The sequence below is a fragment of the Desulforamulus reducens MI-1 genome (assembly GCF_000016165.1).
Classification (GTDB): domain Bacteria; phylum Bacillota; class Desulfotomaculia; order Desulfotomaculales; family Desulfotomaculaceae; genus Desulfotomaculum; species Desulfotomaculum reducens.
In genome coordinates this window covers 802,798-819,957 of the sequence record NC_009253.1, presented here as the reverse complement: position 1 = coordinate 819,957, position 17,160 = coordinate 802,798, and the positions used below count along the sequence as shown (strand labels likewise).

At 42.2% G+C, this 17,160-nt stretch carries 18 protein-coding genes, 1 other RNA gene and 1 other annotated feature; of the genes, 3 read left to right on the top strand and 16 right to left on the bottom strand.

Annotation, left to right across the window (positions count from 1 at the left end; all coding sequences use genetic code 11):
* Positions 1–69: 69 nt before the first annotated feature.
* From mnmA to hisS, 12 genes are all read right to left on the bottom strand, one after another.
* Positions 70–1,173, bottom strand: a complete 1,104-nt coding sequence (gene mnmA / locus DRED_RS04100) for a tRNA 2-thiouridine(34) synthase MnmA (protein ID WP_011877140.1) — start codon at positions 1,171–1,173, stop codon at positions 70–72.
* A gap of 10 nt (positions 1,174–1,183) precedes the next feature.
* Positions 1,184–1,555, bottom strand: a complete 372-nt coding sequence (nifU, locus tag DRED_RS04095; protein ID WP_011877139.1) for a Fe-S cluster assembly scaffold protein NifU — start codon at positions 1,553–1,555, stop codon at positions 1,184–1,186.
* Between the two features lie 33 nt (positions 1,556–1,588).
* Positions 1,589–2,833: a cysteine desulfurase NifS gene (nifS, locus tag DRED_RS04090; RefSeq protein WP_011877138.1), complete on the bottom strand. Its 1,245-nt coding sequence runs from the start codon at positions 2,831–2,833 to the stop codon at positions 1,589–1,591.
* A gap of 23 nt (positions 2,834–2,856) precedes the next feature.
* Positions 2,857–3,306 carry an RrF2 family transcriptional regulator gene (locus tag DRED_RS04085; protein ID WP_011877137.1) on the bottom strand — a complete coding sequence of 150 codons (450 nt, stop codon included), beginning with the start codon at positions 3,304–3,306 and terminating at the stop codon, positions 2,857–2,859.
* A 227-nt stretch (positions 3,307–3,533) separates the two neighbouring features.
* The gene (trxA, locus tag DRED_RS04080; RefSeq protein ID WP_011877136.1) at positions 3,534–3,860 is read right to left on the bottom strand and encodes a thioredoxin; all 327 of its coding nucleotides are present in this window, start codon (positions 3,858–3,860) and stop codon (positions 3,534–3,536) included.
* A 103-nt stretch (positions 3,861–3,963) separates the two neighbouring features.
* Positions 3,964–4,704 carry a tRNA threonylcarbamoyladenosine dehydratase gene (locus DRED_RS04075; RefSeq protein ID WP_011877135.1) on the bottom strand — a complete coding sequence of 247 codons (741 nt, stop codon included), beginning with the start codon at positions 4,702–4,704 and terminating at the stop codon, positions 3,964–3,966.
* Between the two features lie 16 nt (positions 4,705–4,720).
* Positions 4,721–6,145 (bottom strand): sensor histidine kinase, encoded by a 1,425-nt coding sequence (locus DRED_RS04070; protein WP_011877134.1) that lies wholly within the window; start codon positions 6,143–6,145, stop codon positions 4,721–4,723.
* Positions 6,145–6,816 carry a response regulator transcription factor gene (locus DRED_RS04065; RefSeq protein ID WP_011877133.1) on the bottom strand — a complete coding sequence of 224 codons (672 nt, stop codon included), beginning with the start codon at positions 6,814–6,816 and terminating at the stop codon, positions 6,145–6,147. The genes DRED_RS04070 and DRED_RS04065 overlap by 1 nt, the downstream gene beginning before the upstream one ends.
* Before the next feature lie 40 nt (positions 6,817–6,856).
* Complete coding sequence (locus DRED_RS04060; RefSeq protein WP_011877132.1) at positions 6,857–7,984, bottom strand: S1C family serine protease; 1,128 nt, start codon at positions 7,982–7,984, stop codon at positions 6,857–6,859.
* Positions 7,985–8,220: 236 nt separating this feature from the next.
* A non-coding RNA gene (gene ssrS / locus DRED_RS18165) (6S RNA) lies at positions 8,221–8,410 on the bottom strand.
* Between the two features lie 157 nt (positions 8,411–8,567).
* A complete protein-coding gene (aspS, locus tag DRED_RS04055) occupies positions 8,568–10,370 on the bottom strand; it encodes an aspartate--tRNA ligase (protein ID WP_011877131.1) in 1,803 nt (600 codons plus the stop codon).
* 45 nt (positions 10,371–10,415) lie between these two features.
* The gene (gene hisS, locus DRED_RS04050; RefSeq protein WP_011877130.1) at positions 10,416–11,675 is read right to left on the bottom strand and encodes a histidine--tRNA ligase; all 1,260 of its coding nucleotides are present in this window, start codon (positions 11,673–11,675) and stop codon (positions 10,416–10,418) included.
* Between the two features lie 142 nt (positions 11,676–11,817).
* Positions 11,818–12,048: a binding site (T-box leader), on the bottom strand.
* Positions 12,049–12,198: 150 nt separating this feature from the next.
* Between hisS and DRED_RS04045 the strand changes: the two genes are divergently transcribed.
* A complete protein-coding gene (locus tag DRED_RS04045; RefSeq protein ID WP_238442582.1) occupies positions 12,199–12,537 on the top strand; it encodes a DUF896 domain-containing protein in 339 nt (112 codons plus the stop codon).
* Between the two features lie 23 nt (positions 12,538–12,560).
* The gene (locus tag DRED_RS04040; protein ID WP_011877128.1) at positions 12,561–13,283 is read left to right on the top strand and encodes an HAD family hydrolase; all 723 of its coding nucleotides are present in this window, start codon (positions 12,561–12,563) and stop codon (positions 13,281–13,283) included.
* Between the two features lie 49 nt (positions 13,284–13,332).
* Here DRED_RS04040 and DRED_RS04035 read toward each other — a convergent pair whose 3' ends face one another.
* The gene (locus DRED_RS04035) at positions 13,333–13,698 is read right to left on the bottom strand and encodes a hypothetical protein (protein ID WP_011877127.1); all 366 of its coding nucleotides are present in this window, start codon (positions 13,696–13,698) and stop codon (positions 13,333–13,335) included.
* Positions 13,699–13,713: 15 nt separating this feature from the next.
* A complete protein-coding gene (locus DRED_RS04030) occupies positions 13,714–13,923 on the bottom strand; it encodes a helix-turn-helix transcriptional regulator (RefSeq protein ID WP_011877126.1) in 210 nt (69 codons plus the stop codon).
* A gap of 596 nt (positions 13,924–14,519) precedes the next feature.
* On the opposite strand from DRED_RS04030, the gene rsgA reads away from it, so the two are divergent.
* The gene (gene rsgA, locus DRED_RS04025) at positions 14,520–15,599 is read left to right on the top strand and encodes a ribosome small subunit-dependent GTPase A (protein WP_011877125.1); all 1,080 of its coding nucleotides are present in this window, start codon (positions 14,520–14,522) and stop codon (positions 15,597–15,599) included.
* A 214-nt stretch (positions 15,600–15,813) separates the two neighbouring features.
* Here rsgA and DRED_RS04020 read toward each other — a convergent pair whose 3' ends face one another.
* A complete protein-coding gene (locus DRED_RS04020; RefSeq protein ID WP_156779577.1) occupies positions 15,814–16,197 on the bottom strand; it encodes a hypothetical protein in 384 nt (127 codons plus the stop codon).
* 13 nt (positions 16,198–16,210) lie between these two features.
* Positions 16,211–17,014, bottom strand: a complete 804-nt coding sequence (locus tag DRED_RS04015) for an ATP-binding cassette domain-containing protein (protein ID WP_041274431.1) — start codon at positions 17,012–17,014, stop codon at positions 16,211–16,213.
* Between the last annotated feature and the right edge of the window lie 146 nt (positions 17,015–17,160).

Below are 17,160 nucleotides of genomic sequence, written 5' to 3'. Positions count from 1 at the left end.
TAGTAAAATTTCAAAATATATTGGCTTAGTTAAAAAAAAGAGTGCCTTTTAGCACTCTTTAGTAGGTTTCTAATTCTTTTGTTTTATGGTCTTTTCAATGGTTCCGCCACCCACTAAATAATCCCCTTGGTAATAAACCACGGCTTGTCCGGGTGTAATAGCGCGCTGGGGATATTTAAAGGTTACCTTAACTAAACCTTCCCCATAGGGCTCGATAATTGCGGGAGATGGCTTACTGTTGTAGCGAACCTGTGCCTCCAACTCCTGGGGCCCAGTAAGATTTTCAAACAGGATGAAATTGTTTTCAGATGCAATCAATTCCGTTCCCCAGATGGCCTCCTCCGACCCCACGGTTACCACATTATTATCCGGGTCAATGTCTATAACGTAGGTCCGTTCTCCGGTTGCTAAGCCAAGCCCCCTACGTTGACCAATGGTGTAAAAGGGTATTCCTTTATGCTCCCCCAGAACATTCCCTGCCAAATCCTTAAAGGGTCCTGGTTTAATCCCCCCTTGGGATCTTTCATCCAAGAAATTACGGTAATTGTTATCATGAACAAAACAAATTTCTTGGCTTTCCGGTTTTGAATAGGTGGGTAATCCCATTTCTTTTGCAATGCCACGTACCTGATCCTTCGTATAATCGGCCAGTGGCATGAGTGTATGGGCAATTTGGTCCTGTGTAAAACCATAAAGGACATAGCTTTGATCTTTTTTATCATCTAGGGCCTTTTTTACCGTATAACGTTGGAATTCCTCACTATAGCCTAACCTTGCATAATGCCCGGTGGCAATATAATCAAATCCCATCTGACGAGCCCTTTGCAAGAGAGCTTCAAATTTAATAAAACGATTGCAGGCAATGCAAGGATTGGGTGTACGACCTTGAAAATATTCATCCACAAAGTACTGAATTACTTTTTCTGTAAAAAGTTCTCGGAAATTAAGCACATAATAAGGGATACCTAGGACATTTGCTACTCTGCGTGCATCATCAACAGCTGTGAGGGAGCAGCAACCCACATAATCATCCCCCACCACTGTAACCTCGGGATCCCATATCTGCATGGTTACACCTACTATATCATAACCCTGCTGTTGTAAAAGGGCGGCGGTAACTGAACTGTCAACCCCGCCGCTCATAGCCACTAGCACTCTTTTTTGGATTGCCAAAAGGCATCACCTACACATTTTGTTTTTTCAAGTAGTCTTCAATGGCCACCTTTAAAGCATCTGCAGCCAAATTGGAACAGTGCATCTTAGCCGGAGGGAGTCCTTCGAGGGCCTCTGCTACAGCTTTGTTAGTAATGGTAAGGGCTTCATCAATGGTTTTACCCATGGCCATTTCTGTTACCATGCTACTGGTAGCAACGGCTGCCCCACAACCAAAGGTTTTAAATTTAATATCCTTAATTATATTATCTTCTACCTTAAGTGTTATTTTCATTATATCCCCACAACTGGGGTTTCCAACCTGACCGATACCATCAGCATTCTCAATTTCTCCTACATTACGGGGATTGGTAAAATGATCCATTACTTTTTCAGTGTACATAAGTAGACCTCCTTGCTCCCAATACAATAATTATTAAAACTCGTCTTCAAATTCCCCATGATCATGGTGGTGATCATCGTCATGAACAGTACAAGAACTGCAAGCACAGGGATTGCATCCTTCACTGAGTGGGGACATTTCTCTTAATCTCTCAATAATGGGGGGCAGTACCTCCAGGAAGTATTCTACATCCTCCTCAGTATTGATTTTACCCATGGTCAAGCGCAGGGATCCGTGGGCCACTTCCTTAGATAGGCCAATAGCTGTCAACACGTGGGAAGGTTCCAGCGAACCGGAAGTACAGGCAGAACCACTGGAAATGGCAATACCCTTCATATCCAACATAAGAAGCATGGATTCGCCTTCAATAAACCGGAAGCAGAAGCTTACATGGTTTGGCAGGCGTTCCTGAGGGTGACCAGTCAAGATGGTATTAGGGATTTTTTCAAGAACCTCTGTGATAATGCGATCTCTATATTTGGACAGTCTTTCAGCATCAGCATACATATTTTCTGTTGCCATTTCGATGGCTTTGCCCAGGCCAACAATACCTGCCACATTTTCAGTCCCTGGACGCCGCCGGCGTTCCTGTCCACCACCAAAGGTAATGGGTTGCCAGAAAGTACCTTTACGAATGTACATGGCCCCAATACCCTTAGGACCATATATTTTATGTCCAGACAAGGTCAGCAAATCCACTCCCAGTTCATCTACATTTACAGGAATTTTGCCAACACTTTGTACCGCGTCTGTATGGAAAAGAATCCTTTTGGCCCTAGCAACTTCACTGATTTCCCTAATGGGCATAATGGTACCAATTTCATTATTAGCATGCATAACAGAAATTAAAATCGTTTTATCAGTAATAGCATCAGCAACCTGCTGTGCAGTTACTCTGCCGTATTCATCCAAAGGTAAAACAGTTACAGAAAAGCCTTCTCTCTCCAATTGTTTACAGCAGGCTAAGACAGCACTATGTTCTGCAGCAGTGGTAATAATATGGTTACCCTTTTGACGATTTGCATAGGCTACACCACGAATGGCCATATTATCAGATTCTGTGCCACAGCTAGTGAAGCTGATTTCGCCCACACTGGATGCTCCAATGGCTGTTGCCACCTGTTGACGTGCTTTTTCTACGGCCTTCCTGGCTTCACGTCCGAAGGCATGGATGCTGGAGGGATTACCGAAATGTTCGGTTAAGTATTTCATCATCTCTTCTACAACAGCAGGATCAACAGGAGTTGTTGCTGAGTGGTCGAAATAAACTTTTCGCATGGTTTGCTCCTCCTTATAATACCTTATATATGTTTTGACTCAATCTGATTACTTTGCGCCTTTTGCGCCTCCAGGCACATATCCTCCAAGGTTATGGAATCCAATACCTCCGCTATGCTGTCCCTCACCCTAGCCCATATATCCCTTGAAATACAATAATCAACCTTTTCGCAGACAGTTGGTTCCAATTCACTTACACAATCCAGTGGAGCAATGGGACCTTCCAAGGCCCTCACAACATCCCCCACCTTTATATCTGAAGGAGGCTTGGCCAATATATAGCCACCTTGCGCTCCCCGAATACTTTTTACAAGACCCACCTTTCGCAAAACTGCAATTAGTTGCTCCAGGTAATGTTCGGATATATTTTGCCGCTCGGCCACTACCTTTAAGGGGATTGGCTCGGACCCATAATGCATGGCCAAGTCAAACATTGCCTTAAGTCCATAATGACCCTTTGTGGACAGCCGCAAGTAACATCCCCCCCTTACAATCCCAAGTAAACCACTCGGTTTTCTGGGGATATAATACCATTTGTTTTTTGGGTTGTCAATATTAATTCCGACCAAAACACTCAAGTTTAAAACTTAGAAAATCTAATATAAAAAAATACCACCTTTTGGGTGGTACTATTCAAATAAGTTTATTTTTAATTAAAAGACTTTCTGGAAAACTAAGCAGTATATACCCTACAAACTAATTAGAGATATTTTTTGATTAGACCCCTCAGTTCCTCTTTCTTTCGAAAGCCGATTGTTCGTTCTACTTCTTGACCATTCTTAAAAAGGATTAGAGTTGGGATGCTCATGACACCCAAGCTATTTGGAGTTTCTCTGCTTTCGTCTACGTTCAACTTGCACACTAGTACCTGACCTTCAAATTCTGCAGCCAAACCTTCAACTTCCGGAGCAATCATTTTGCAAGGTCCACACCAGTTAGCCCAAAAGTCAACTAATACCGGTAATTGTTCCGCTTGGATTGTGTTTTTGAAGTTGTCATCTGTCAAACCCACTATGTTTTCGGCCATAAACACATCTCCCTATCCTTTTTTAGACCTTTAGGATGTTCCTAAAGGGACGAAAACAATTATATTTTCTTCATGACTCCTTGTCAAATACAGTTAGCCATTATTAAACTTGTATTATCTCTCTGACAACCGCTCCGGCCATAATAAGTCCCGCTGCCGCCGGCACAAAGGATATGCTGCCCGGTGCCAGGGATTTTTGCCTTGCTCCAACTTCAGTATCATTTTTTGCCTTGGTTAGCTTTGTTCTGGGTACGAGGGGCGATTCCAGTGAAAAGACCACTTTCACCCCTTTATGAATATCATGTTTCCTTAACTCCCGTCGAATAACCCTAGCTAGGGGATCCACGGAGGTTTCTGAGATATCTGCCACCCGAAAGGCTGCAGGATCCAGTTTATTTCCTGCACCCATACAGGATATCACCGATATATTATTTTTATAACATCTTTGTATAATATCAATTTTACCCGTTACATTATCAATGGCATCTATCACATAAGTATAACCCTTTGTGAGTAAATCATCGCCATTTTCCGGAGTGTAGAACATTTTTAGTGGAAGTACTTTCGCCTGGGGATTAATCAATTGTACCCTTTCAGCCATTAAATCAACCTTATATTGCCCAATGGTGTTGTCCATAGCATGTAGCTGTCGATTAATATTGGTAATATCGACGGTATCAAAATCTACTAAAGTTAATTCGCCAACCCCCGCCCGGGCCAGAGCTTCCACCGTATAAGAACCAACCCCACCTACCCCAAAGACAATCACCTTGGCAGCAGCCAGTTTGGCTAAACCTTCTTCCCCTATCAACATCTCTGTTCTAGAAAATCTATGCAGATTCACGGAAACCTCCTAATACTTAATTTAGAGTAGACTGAAAGATCGGAAACGTTATTATAAAAGTGCTTCCTTTATGCAAAATACTGTTAACGGTTATGGTGGCTTGGTGTTGTTCGGCAATCCACTTGGCGATGGACAATCCTAAACCACTTCCTCCCACCGGTCTAGATTTATCCGACCGGTAAAAACGTTCAAAAATATGCTCCAGTTCAGCCTGTTCAATTCCCACTCCGTTATCTTTCACATGAATTTTAACATGTTCATGGGTACAATGCACAAGCAGCTCAACTACACCCGGACTTGCAGTGTATTTAAAAGCATTATCCAATAGTATAAGTACAAGTTGCTTAACATAGTCAGTATCCGCCAGGATTTGAACTTGCTCACAGCTTTCTTCCACAGTGATTTTAAACTCAATATCTTTGGCTAATAGCTTGGCCTGCCTCCCAACCTGTTGTATGACTTTACTAAGAAAAACAGGCTCAAGCGGTAGGGTAAGACCCGCATCTGCCCGGGCCAGCACCAACATGTCCAGAACTAACCGGCTCATACGTTCTGCCTCCGAGGCTATATCCTCCATCGCTTCCTGCCGGATATCCGGATGTTCTTCACCCATTCTACGTATTAAATCTATATTTCCCCGAATGGTTGTAAGAGGTGTTTTTAATTCATGGGAGACGTCAGCTACGAATCTTCTTTGGGCTACATGGGAATCAGCCAGCTCTTGATAGGCCGTTTCGAGGCTATCAAGCATACTGTTTAAGGTTGCCACCAGTCGCCCCAGTTCATCTTTGGGTCCTTCATAGGCAATCCTTTGTTGTAAATTCAAACTATGGCGAATGGATGCTGCAGTCTCTGTAATGTTTTCTACAGGTTTAAGAGCTACCTTGGCCAGCCACCACCCTATGGTAGCAGCAGCCAAGATCATCAATCCACTAAAAAACCATAAGAGCCAGCGAAGTCGGTTCAAAGCTATCTGTGCCCCTGAGTAGGGTTGTCCCACCTGAAGCAACCCCACTACCCGATTTTGGGCCAGTAAAGGGTAATTATATATACGCATCCTTTGTTTTCCTACCTCAACCCATTCATAAAAACTCTCACCGTTCTTCGCCTGTTGAAGGGTATCTTCATTGAGGGGAACATTCCGGTTAAACAAATTACTGGATTTTGCCACCAAACGCCCGTCCATATCCACGACCTGCAAATAGGTATTGGGGTAGCCAAACACATCCACGTCCGGTAGCACAATTTTTTGAGGTGTTAGAAAGCTAGTTTCCACAACCCGAATAGAACGTATAACACCAACGGCTCGACCTGCCAAATCTCTGTCAATTTCCTGTGCCAAGCTATAGGAAAGAAAAGTATAGATAATAAAGGAGAAAACGATTAAAGTTAAGCTTACTACAATGCTGTACCATAATGTAAGTTTAAGTCTAATTGTCATTATCCCTGCTCCTTCAGAACATAGCCAACTCCCCGTACCGTATGTATAATCCTTGACCCATAGTCTTCGATCTTCTGTCGCAGCATATTAATATAGACTTCCAGAACATTGGAGCCTCCGGTGAAGTCCAAGCCCCAAACTCGATCTATAATTTGCTCCCTAGTTAATACTTGATTCGGATGATGCATAAAATGAGCTAGCAAATCAAACTCCCGGGATGTAAGGGTAAGTAAATTTCCTGCTCTACGTACTTCCCTGGCTTCTAGATCCATTTTCAGGTCCGAAAATTGAATAACTTTATTGGCAGTTATCCTTCGCCTTAGCAAAGCCTGAACACGAGCCAGCAGTTCTTCCAATGCAAAGGGTTTACCTAAATAATCATCTGCTCCTAAATTAAGACCTTTTACCTTACTTTCCACTTCATCCCTGGCACTGAGGATTAAAATAGGGGTGAAATTATCTTTTCTAAATCGCTGGCAAATCTCCCAACCGTCCAAACCAGGTAACATAATATCCAGTATCAATAGCTCTGGAGGGTTTTCCTTTGCCATATTCATTCCCTTATAACCATCGTTAGCTACCTCTACCCTGTATCCTTCATAGGTTAAGGCCCTCTGTAACATGGCCGTTATTTTAGGGTCGTCATCAATAACCAAGACCCTGGCACCCATAAACTCCCCTCACTTAAATCATAGTGACTCCATTTATACTTTAAAATTTTTGGTTACTTTTATCTCCCATTATTACCTGAATTTCTTTCATTTGTCCAGATCTCACAATTACAAGGGAAACTTTTTCCCCCACCCTGGACTCAGCCACCGCATCAAGAAGTTCCTGTGGGTTCGTCAAATTTATATCCTTAAACTTTACTATAACATCCCCCACTTGCAAACCTGCTTCGTTGGCAGGACTGTCCGGAACAATGCCAGAAACCAGCACACCCCTTTGATCTTGCGTAGGTTGAATATTTACTCCTAAATAAGGGTGTGATACTGTTCCTTTTGTAATCAATTGGTTATACACAGATGCAACTGTTGTTGATGGTATAGCAAAACCAATTCCTTGGGCCTGGGCATTTACAGCCGTATTAACTCCCACAACTTCACCTTGCAAATTAATTAAAGGACCCCCGGAATTTCCTGGGTTAATAGAGGCATCGGTTTGTAAAAGGTTACGGAAGTTCTTATCTTCTATGCTTACAGGCCTTCCCTTGGCACTAATAACCCCCACTGTTACCGTGTGATCTAAACCATAGGGGTTGCCAATGGCAATTACCCAGTCTCCCACTTCTGCTTGATCAGAGTTTCCCAGTTTAAGAGTTTTTAACTGATTATCTGGATTAATTTTTAAAACTGCTAAATCCAATTCTCTATCTGACCCAACCACCTTAGCCTGATAACTCTTATTGGTGGTCAGTGTAACTTGAATTTGTGTAGCTCCTTCAATAACATGGTTATTGGTTATAATATAACCATCTTCAGAAACAATAAATCCAGACCCCATTCCTTTTTGAACCTGTGTACTGGGCAGGCTCCGATTCCCGAAAAATTGCCTGAAAAAGGGGTCGTTTATATAGGGGTTTGTATTTATGTTGGTTTGTATAATAGTTTCAATTTTTACCACTGCTGGTGCAGTTTGCTTTACAACATCAGAAATATTAGCAGGTCGAATAAACCCATCTGATTGCTGCTGAGCCATTGCAGTTCCATTCCCAAGAGACAGCATATGTAGTTGGTTGCTGGAGAAATGGATAGCAATGACAAATAATAAAATAATGAAACCTATTTGGGCCAGAAGAAATCCATAGGGTTTTTTAAACTTTTCCCAATGCAAAGACATTTTGTTCTCCTCCTCTTCATTTTATACATTAATTCTAAGGCCTTAACCTTAAAAGATCCTTAAAAAGGGAGGAGATTAAAAAACTTGGCTTGTTCACTTGTAACCCTTAGGTTATTCCCTTTAGGGTGTGCCATACTCAAAAGGACACCTGGTCCTGATAGCCTCTACATGTGGGGAAGTCCTTAATTCTAAAATAAAAAAACACCTCGGAAGAGGTGTTTGCTTTAGCATCAATAGGAAACCCCACCATGCCGTGTTTGTTACCTAAGGTTTTTTGAACCTGTTCTCCAACAGGTGGGTGCCCTTCCGCAGTTTCCTGTTTCCTTATACAATGTAAGGTCTACATTTCCTTGCGTGAAACCGGACTCCCGTTTTGCAAAATGTTGGCTCAAAACCCCAGATAACCCACGCACAAAGCAGGGTAAATTATGCTTGTTCAAGAAGGAACTTATTTAAGATTATGTTAACACACCTTTAATTATTTCGCAAGACCTCTCAACTTCCAAGAATATCCATAATTAAAAATAAAAAAGTGTGGGTTCCTCTTAGAATTACCCACACTTTCAACTTCAACCGTTAACAATTAATTACTCTTTTTAACCGGAGCCGTGCTACGAATATGAAGTTCTGCCAGTTGGGCAGGATCCACCACATCCGGTGCTTGGGTCATCAAACAGGTTGCGCTGGCAGTTTTGGGAAAGGCAATTACATCACGGATACTGTCTTTACCGGCCAATAACATGACTAGACGGTCTAAACCAAAGGCCAGCCCACCATGGGGAGGAGCACCGTATTCAAAGGCCTCTAACATAAAGCCAAATTTCTCCTTTGCTTCCTCTTGACTCATACCCAGGGCTTTAAACATTAGCTCCTGTATATCCCTACGGTGGATACGAATACTACCTCCACCAATTTCTACACCGTTCAATACCATATCATAGGCACGGGCACGAACCTTACCAGGATTGCTCTCCAGCAGTGGCAGATCTTCCTCCGCCGGTGATGTAAATGGGTGGTGCATAGCAAAGAAACGTCCTGCTTCGGAATCGTACTCCAGTAATGGGAAATCAGTTACCCAAAGGAAATTCCACATTCCCTGGGGAATCAGCTCCAAGCGTTCCGCCAGGTGGACCCGTAACGCCCCCAAAGAGGCAGCTACAACCGCAGGTTTATCTGCCACGAATAACAGTAAATCTCCAGGTTGTGCTTCCATTTTATCCTTGATGGCAGCAATCTCTTCTTCAGTAAAGAACTTAGCAATGGCCGATTTTACCGACCCATCTTCATTAATAATAAAGTAAGCTAAACCCTTAGCTTTATAAACAGCTACGAAGGCTGTTAAATCGTCAATTTCTTTCCGTGAGAAACTGGCACAGCCCTTTGCATTGATTCCCTTAATCTGCCCTCCACCAGCTACTGTACTGTTAAATACTTTAAAACCACACTGGGCAGCAATGGGTGTTATATCCTTTAACTCTAGCCCAAAGCGAGTGTCAGGTTTGTCCGAACCGAAACGATCCATAGCCTCCTGATAGGAAAGACGCGGGATAGGTGTGCTTATTTTGACACCGATGGTATCACTGCATACTTCGGCAATCATTTGTTCCATGAGGCCCATAACATCTTCTGCTTCCACAAAGGACATTTCCAAGTCGATTTGGGTAAATTCCGGTTGACGGTCCGCCCGCAGGTCTTCGTCCCGGAAACAGCGTACAATTTGGAAATAACGCTCCATACCAGCTAACATTAAAATTTGTTTAAAAAGCTGGGGAGATTGGGGTAAGGCATAAAATTTACCGGGGTTTACCCTACTGGGCACTAAATAGTCCCTGGCCCCTTCGGGGGTACTCTTGGTTAACATGGGTGTTTCAATTTCCAAAAAGCCATGTTGATCCAGGAAATCCCTGATACTCTTAGAGGCCCGATGGCGTAGCATCATAGCCTTATGCATTTCTGGCCGGCGCAAATCAAGATAACGATAACGCAGACGCAGGTTCTCATCCACTTCGATGTTATCTTCAATATAGAAAGGGGGCGTTTTGGCACGGTTTAGTAACCGTAAGGTATGTGCGTAAACTTCCACTTCTCCAGTGGCCATATTAGGATTAATGGTTCCCTCCGGACGACCGTTTACCCTTCCGACCACTGCCAGGACATACTCATTTCGAACCCCTTCAGCCTTTTTAAAGGCTTCTTGATCTACTTCCGGGCTAAAAACAACCTGAACAATGCCGGAACGATCCCTCAGATCTACAAAGATTAGGCCCCCATGGTCTCGACGTCTTTGCACCCACCCCATCAGTGTAACTTCCTGGCCTTCATGTTGCTTATGCAATTCACCACAGTATAAAGTACGATGAAGTCCATTCATAGATTCAGCAGACATCTCTAGTACCTCCAATACTTTCTATATAATAATTATTTTTACTTCCTAAGTCCGAGCTTTAATAAATAAAACCAATTCCCTCAGGGATACCTCTTGCTGTTCACCTGCCTGCATATCCCTTACCACAGCAACTCCCCGGTCAAATTCCTCTTCCCCCAAAATGACAACGAACCTGGTATCCAGTTTGCCTGCAAATTTCATCTGTGCCTTCAGACTACGGCCCAGGTAATCCTTCTCGGCCGCAATACCCTGTCGCCGTAAATCCTGAAGTAACGCAAAGGCCTGTCTTTCTATGCCGCTACCCACTGTGGCAATATAAACCTGAGGTCCTCTAGTTATGGGGAAGGTAATACCCTGACGCTCGGCCGTAAGCAGAATACGCTCAAGCCCCAGTGCAAAGCCAATGCCCGGAGTTGCCGGTCCACCGCATTCCTCAATCAAACCATTGTAGCGTCCGCCACCACCAATGGAACTCTGGGCACCAATGTCCTGTGTCATAATTTCAAAAGCAGTACGGGTATAATAATCCAACCCTCGGACCAGTCGATTATCAATAATGTAAGAAACCCCCACAGCATCCAGATAAGTCTTGACAGACTCGAAATGGCTATTACATTCCGGACACAGAACGTCCAATGTAGTGGGAGCAGACTGTCCTATTTCTTGGCATTTTTCACTCTTGCAATCTAATATACGTAACGGGTTTCTTTCATAGCGTCCCTGACAATTAGAACAAAGATTACTTAGGTGGGGCTTAAAATATTCTTGGAGTCTTTGTCTTAAAACAGGACGGCATTCCGGACAACCCACACTGTTAATATGTAGTTTAAGATTTTGCAGACCGATTCTATGATAGATATCCATTGCCATAGCAATAACTTCTGCATCGATGGCAGGATCATTGGACCCAAAAACCTCAACCCCGAATTGGTGAAATTGACGGTATCGCCCTGCCTGTGGACGATCATAGCGAAACATAGGACCTGTATAATATAACTTTACCGGTTGAGGAAGGGCATGCAGCTTATTCTCTACATAGGCCCTTACAGTGGAGGCTGTACCTTCCGGCCTCAAAGTAATGCTCCGATCACCCCGGTCAGTAAAGGTATACATTTCCTTTTCTACAATATCTGTGGTTTCGCCAACTCCCCTGGCAAATAACTCTGTATGCTCAAATATAGGGGTACGAATTTCACCGTATCCATATTCTCTACACACCTGCCGTGTGAGTTGCTCAAGGAACTGCCACTTTTCCACTTCTCCGGGTAAAATGTCATTTGTTCCTCTGGGCCTGGTTGTTAACACAATGTAAACCTCCTTGCAACAATCAATTGAAAACTTGTCTTCCGCCGACGTCTATAAAAGCTTGGCGAAAGTTTGGTTTACCCTTATACATCAGAATGATCTAGCAAAAAACAAAATCCCGTCCCTGGCATGCTAAAGCATTGCCAGGGACGGGAGATATTCCCGTGGTGCCACCCTGATTGAACATAAAATGTTCCTCTCAAGTCGACAATAACGGTGTCGTGCCGTACCAGCCTACTTGGCTATACAATCCTTTCGGTGGTAACTCCTGGGTGTTCTTCAGCCAAAAACCTTACAGAAGAGCTTTCAGTCCAGGACTCTTCTTCCCTGTGCAAGATATTTTCTAGCCTACTCTCCCGATCATAGATTTAACCTTATAAACCTGAGAATTATTGTATTCAAAAGAACGTTATTTGTCAATGTTAGCCGCTTTAAGGCTGTTGGAAAAGTGTTAATAATTATGAAGATGTGTCATAATAATATTGGTTTATGACTTATAATTGGCAACTTGTTCCTTATCCATGTGGCATGCTATACTAAAATTGAGGTGATACCCATTATTACGAAAGAATTAGTGGATAGAATTAATGCATTAGCCCGCAAACAAAGGGCCGAAGGTCTAACTCCAGCAGAAAAAGAGGAGCAGCATCAATTACGCCAGCAGTACCTTAAGGGAATCCGTGGGCAGGTAATTGACCAGCTTTCTAGAATTAAATTTGTAGAAGATGAAAATTGTGGTTGCAATCATGACCATCATGGTACTAATAGTTGCGGCTGTGGTCAAAATCATCAAAAACATGCTAACCATAAAAAGAGTGGTTGCGGTTGCAGCAACCACGATGACAAAGGACATATACACTAAAGCAATTCCAAAGTGGAGGAAATATGTATAAAACAATATTTTTTGATCTTGATGGCACCCTGTTGCCTATGGACTTTAATTATTTTTCAACTAATTATTTTGGTCGGTTGACAAAGGCCTGCTCCCATGTGTTAGATGCAAATACCTTTCCCAAACATTTATGGGCTTCTACCGAGGCTATGATCCGTGACAACTGTGCTGAAAAGACAAATCAAGAAGTTTTCATGGAGGATTTTATACCAAGATTTAACCTTCCAGCAGACCAGCTTATGCCTTTGTTTGACCAGTTTTACGCCACAGAGTTTCCAGAGCTTATAAGTTGCACCAGTCCTACCCCCCTTGCCCGGAAAATTTGTCAAGAGTTGGTGGAAAAGGGATACCAGTTGGTATTAGCCACAAACCCGATTTTCCCCGATGCTGCCACTGCCCACCGGATGCGTTGGGCGGGCATTGATGATATTCCCTGGGCTTTAGTAACCACCTATGAACACTGCCACTTCTGTAAACCCAACCCTAATTATTATCACGAGATTCTACAAAGGGTCGGTGCCAAAGCAGAAGAAACCCTTATGGTAGGGAATGATACCCACGAAGATTTAGTGGCAAGAAAGCTGGGGATTAAAACCTATCTGGTTAAGGATAACCTCATTGACCATGGTGAGAAGGATTATGAGACAGATTTTGAAGGACGTCTGGAAGACTTTTTGAATTTCGCTAGACAGTTACCAAAATTAAAACAACCATAAACTCTACCAAAGGGTGGGGTTTACGGTTGTTGAAATATTCTCCAACAAACTAAAACCTTTTCTTAAAATAAAAATAAGCCCCCAAATAGCCCAACAAGCCAGCATACATCTCCATCTGGGTCCTTAAAGATAATGCACCTTCTTGCACCATTTCCTCTGTGTAAAACCAGAAAAGCACCCCAAGTATCGAATAGAAACCCACAGATAAAGCATAATACGTAATCATTTGAAGTCTTTCATCAATTTCTTTGGCTTTTCTTTTAATTCGCCACTTCTTAGTAATAAACGCGATTAATATCAGAAGAATCACAGGAAAAATTCTTAACCAGGCTTCTATATCTTTTCCGCCGTAGTAGCCTGCCGCCACCAGGATAATCAGAGTAACACAACCAATCATAATACGGTTTATTAACATAATTTCTTAACAAAATTATTCATCCATTCCCACCTCCGAAAAATCAAAAGCTTCCTCAATGCTTATGGCAAATATCTTTGCTATTTTATAGGCTAAAATTAATGACGGATTATATTTGCCATTCTCAATGGATATAACCGTTTGTCGGGATACACCCAATTTGTCTGCCAACTGTTCTTGAGTTATATTTAATTCATTTCTTAGTTCTCTCAGTCTATTCCTCACTCAAAATAACACCTCCTTTTTTGTAAAGCACTCTTTACGTAAAGTTTACTTTACATTATAGTAAAGAACCCCTTCTATGTAAAGCCAACTTTACATAGAAGGGGCGGATTTTTAAAAATATCCTATTGACTTTTACCTTAGGTCAACGTTTAAACTAAAATTGCATCGGTGCAAAGGAGTGTTTAAATTTGTATACCAGGCTACAGATTGAACTTAAATAATGTAAGCCAGTGCTATTATAAGCTATTTCCGCCCCCTAGCCCTTAAATACAGACATGGCAATAGCCAGGGCAATGGATAAGTTCCTCATGCCCGTGCCCTATACCAGTGCAATGTCCATCCTTTGCACCACATCCCAAATGACAGATTGGGGCAGCAATAACCCGATGGCGGTGGTGCATTTCTCACTGGCAGTTATCAGCCTCCCTATGTGTTATTCATGGAAATATGCTATACTATAAGCAAACTGAAAGGAGTTGAACTTATGTTTAGAATATATCGGGCGGAGTCGGTATTTTGCGGGGAGGTGCTTGTAGAGTAGAACACTCTCTGCCCTCCCCAGTAGCTTGCAACAAAAATACGGGAGGACAGTAAAAATGACTAAAGCCCATTTATATAAGGTAGGATTAACCGACCGTTTTAAGCAAGAAGCTACTATGTTTGAAGGTTTATACTTGGCAAGGGTATCGATACAACATAAGGATTTATACAAGGTGGTTACCGAAAAAGGCGAGATACAAGCAGAGATTTCGGGAAAGATGGCTTTTTTAGCCAGGGATAATGCAGATTATCCAGTTGTTGGCGATTGGGTCATGGTCGACCGTATGGATGATAGTGGTGGCAACGCTATTATTCACCACATCCTTCGTCGCAAAAGTGTTTTCGAGCGCAGGGCAGCAGGCACTTCCAATCAAAGACAGCTTATAGCCGCGAATATTGATACGCTTTTTATTTGCATGTCGTTAAATAATAATTTTAATCTGCGTCGCTTAGAAAGATACTTGTCCATTGCGTGGGACAGTATGGCAACCCCTGTAATTGTACTGACCAAATCAGACCTCTGCGATGATATTGCCGTCAAACTCTCAGAAGTGTATTCTGTAGCCATTGGTGTTGATGTATTAGTTACTACCAGTATGAGCGATGATGGATATACCGCTTTAAACAAATATATCGAAAAAGGTAAAACAACAGCTTTCCTAGGCTCATCCGGTGTTGGCAAATCTACATTGATTAACCGTTTGCTGGGTGAAGAAATTCTTGTAACCAAGGAAATCGGTGAGGACGATAAGGGCAGGCATACCACAACACACAGACAGCTCATTGCTCTGCCAAACGGCGGCGTGGTCATCGACACTCCTGGTATGCGTGAGTTGCAAATAGAACACGCGAACCTGTCTAAGTCTTTTGCCGACATAGAGGACCTGGCCCAAAACTGCCGCTTTAATGATTGTAACCATCAAAATGAGCCCGGCTGTGCAGTAAAAGAAGCAATTGAAAAAGGTTTTCTCTCTGCAGAACGTCTTGGCAGCTACCGAAAGCTGCAAACTGAGATGAAATATCAAGGTATGAACTCCCAGCAGATTGAGCAGGAAAAGATCACCAAAATATTTGGTGGAATGGGCAGCATGAAACAAGCAAGAGCGTTTTTCAAGGAAAAGAACAAGCGAAGATAGAATTGTCTTATCCAGGCATAACATTCATCAGAAACATGTGGATTATTTATATTGAAAGCAGTATTAATTACCCACCCCGGATTGAGGTGCACTTCAATCTGGGGTGGGTAATTTTTAGAGATCAGCATTGATGTAAATTATTCCGTGTAACTAAACCCCATTTGACTCAATATCTTATGGTGTATACGAACTCAATCATTTCACAAATTTGATGCTACTTATTCCTCTTGAGCAAGTCTTTATTTATCCTAAGTTCCTTGGCAATGGCCAAAAATTTTTCATTTAACTCTTCTTTTTCATCTTGCTCCAAAGCTTCATTTAGCTTGCCGCCTAAAAAAGCCAGCTCACATTCTAACCGTCTAATATTGTCTGTTATATATCCATAATCTAGAGCAATCTCCTCTTTCTCCTTTTGTTCCCTACATTTATTTAAATAGTACTCATAATCCCCGTCATAGCAGTGCATTTTTTTATTCTCCATGAGAAATATCCTGTTTGCCAACCTTCGTATAAAATATCTATTGTGAGAAACAAAGAGAATAACTCCTGCGAACTCCTCAAGCACTTCCTCAATTTTCTCTTTAGATAGGATATCCATATAGTTTGTGGGTTCATCTAATACAAGCAAATTGGCACCCGATAAGATAAGTTTGGCCCGCTGCTTTATGGGCACTTTTAAACCAATTTTCCCTCTCGTTGATGATCCGTTTCAAATTTTGTATTTTAGCTTGCTGCTTATCATAGTCTCTCATAATACTCGTCAGTTCTATCTCTTTTTGTCTTTTGTAGGCAGAGTAATTCCCTTCATAGGCCTTTAATCCCTGGTCAGTCAATTCCCATATCTTGCTGGCCACATGATCCAGAAAAAAACGGTCATGGGATATTAACAACATGGGCTTACCAAGGTTTTGGACAAATTCCTCCAGCCAGGCGTAGCTCTTCATATCAAGATGGTTGGTGGGTTCATCCAGAATAAGCAAATCGAAATCACTGACCATTGCTCGACAAAGGGCCAGTTTTGTTTTTTCCCCACCGCTTAAACTGACCGCTTTTTGGCCCCATTTGTTCTCGCCTAAACCGACCTTATGGAGAGCCTTTTTTACAAAGGTTTTATAATCCTTTATAGTATTTTGGTTGTTTGAGGCTACTCTGAAAATTTCATCGTAAACAGAAACATTGACATCAAATAGGGGGTACTGTTCGACATATAGGCTTTTACTATAAGCAGGTGACCGTCTAATTTTACCTACATCATAGGCTTCCAACCCAGACAAAATTTTGGCCAGGGTTGTTTTGCCCCTACCGTTTACTCCAACCAAGCCGATTTTATCTTCACTGTTGATTTCCCCACTAATATTTTCAAACACGGTCTTTCCGTTATAGCTTTTACCAAGACCGATAAAAATCAAATTCATACAACCATCTCCTGTCTATTTAGATCTGTCAAGAGATGATAGCTTAAAAAACAAAACTGCAGTAAACACCCAGGTGTTTACTGCAGTAAGCATACAAAGAATATAGGCTATTAAAAAGCTATCGCCATAAATTAACCTAAATTTTC

What these genes read in the sequence shown, in the direction of transcription:
- nifU (WP_011877139.1), bottom strand. Translation starts at nt 1,555, where the DNA reads ATGTACACTGAAAAAGTAATGGATCATTTTACCAATCCCCGTAATGTA.
- nifS (WP_011877138.1), bottom strand. Translation starts at nt 2,833, where the DNA reads ATGCGAAAAGTTTATTTCGACCACTCAGCAACAACTCCTGTTGATCCT.
- trxA (WP_011877136.1), bottom strand. Translation starts at nt 3,860, where the DNA reads ATGGCCGAAAACATAGTGGGTTTGACAGATGACAACTTCAAAAACACA.
- DRED_RS04070 (WP_011877134.1), bottom strand. Translation starts at nt 6,145, where the DNA reads ATGACAATTAGACTTAAACTTACATTATGGTACAGCATTGTAGTAAGC.
- DRED_RS04065 (WP_011877133.1), bottom strand. Translation starts at nt 6,816, where the DNA reads ATGGGTGCCAGGGTCTTGGTTATTGATGACGACCCTAAAATAACGGCC.
- DRED_RS04060 (WP_011877132.1), bottom strand. Translation starts at nt 7,984, where the DNA reads ATGTCTTTGCATTGGGAAAAGTTTAAAAAACCCTATGGATTTCTTCTG.
- aspS (WP_011877131.1), bottom strand. Translation starts at nt 10,370, where the DNA reads ATGTCTGCTGAATCTATGAATGGACTTCATCGTACTTTATACTGTGGT.
- DRED_RS04040 (WP_011877128.1), top strand. Translation starts at nt 12,561, where the DNA reads ATGTATAAAACAATATTTTTTGATCTTGATGGCACCCTGTTGCCTATG.
- DRED_RS04035 (WP_011877127.1), bottom strand. Translation starts at nt 13,698, where the DNA reads ATGTTAATAAACCGTATTATGATTGGTTGTGTTACTCTGATTATCCTG.
- rsgA (WP_011877125.1), top strand. Translation starts at nt 14,520, where the DNA reads ATGACTAAAGCCCATTTATATAAGGTAGGATTAACCGACCGTTTTAAG.
- DRED_RS04020 (WP_156779577.1), bottom strand. Translation starts at nt 16,197, where the DNA reads ATGGATATCCTATCTAAAGAGAAAATTGAGGAAGTGCTTGAGGAGTTC.
- DRED_RS04015 (WP_041274431.1), bottom strand. Translation starts at nt 17,014, where the DNA reads ATGAATTTGATTTTTATCGGTCTTGGTAAAAGCTATAACGGAAAGACC.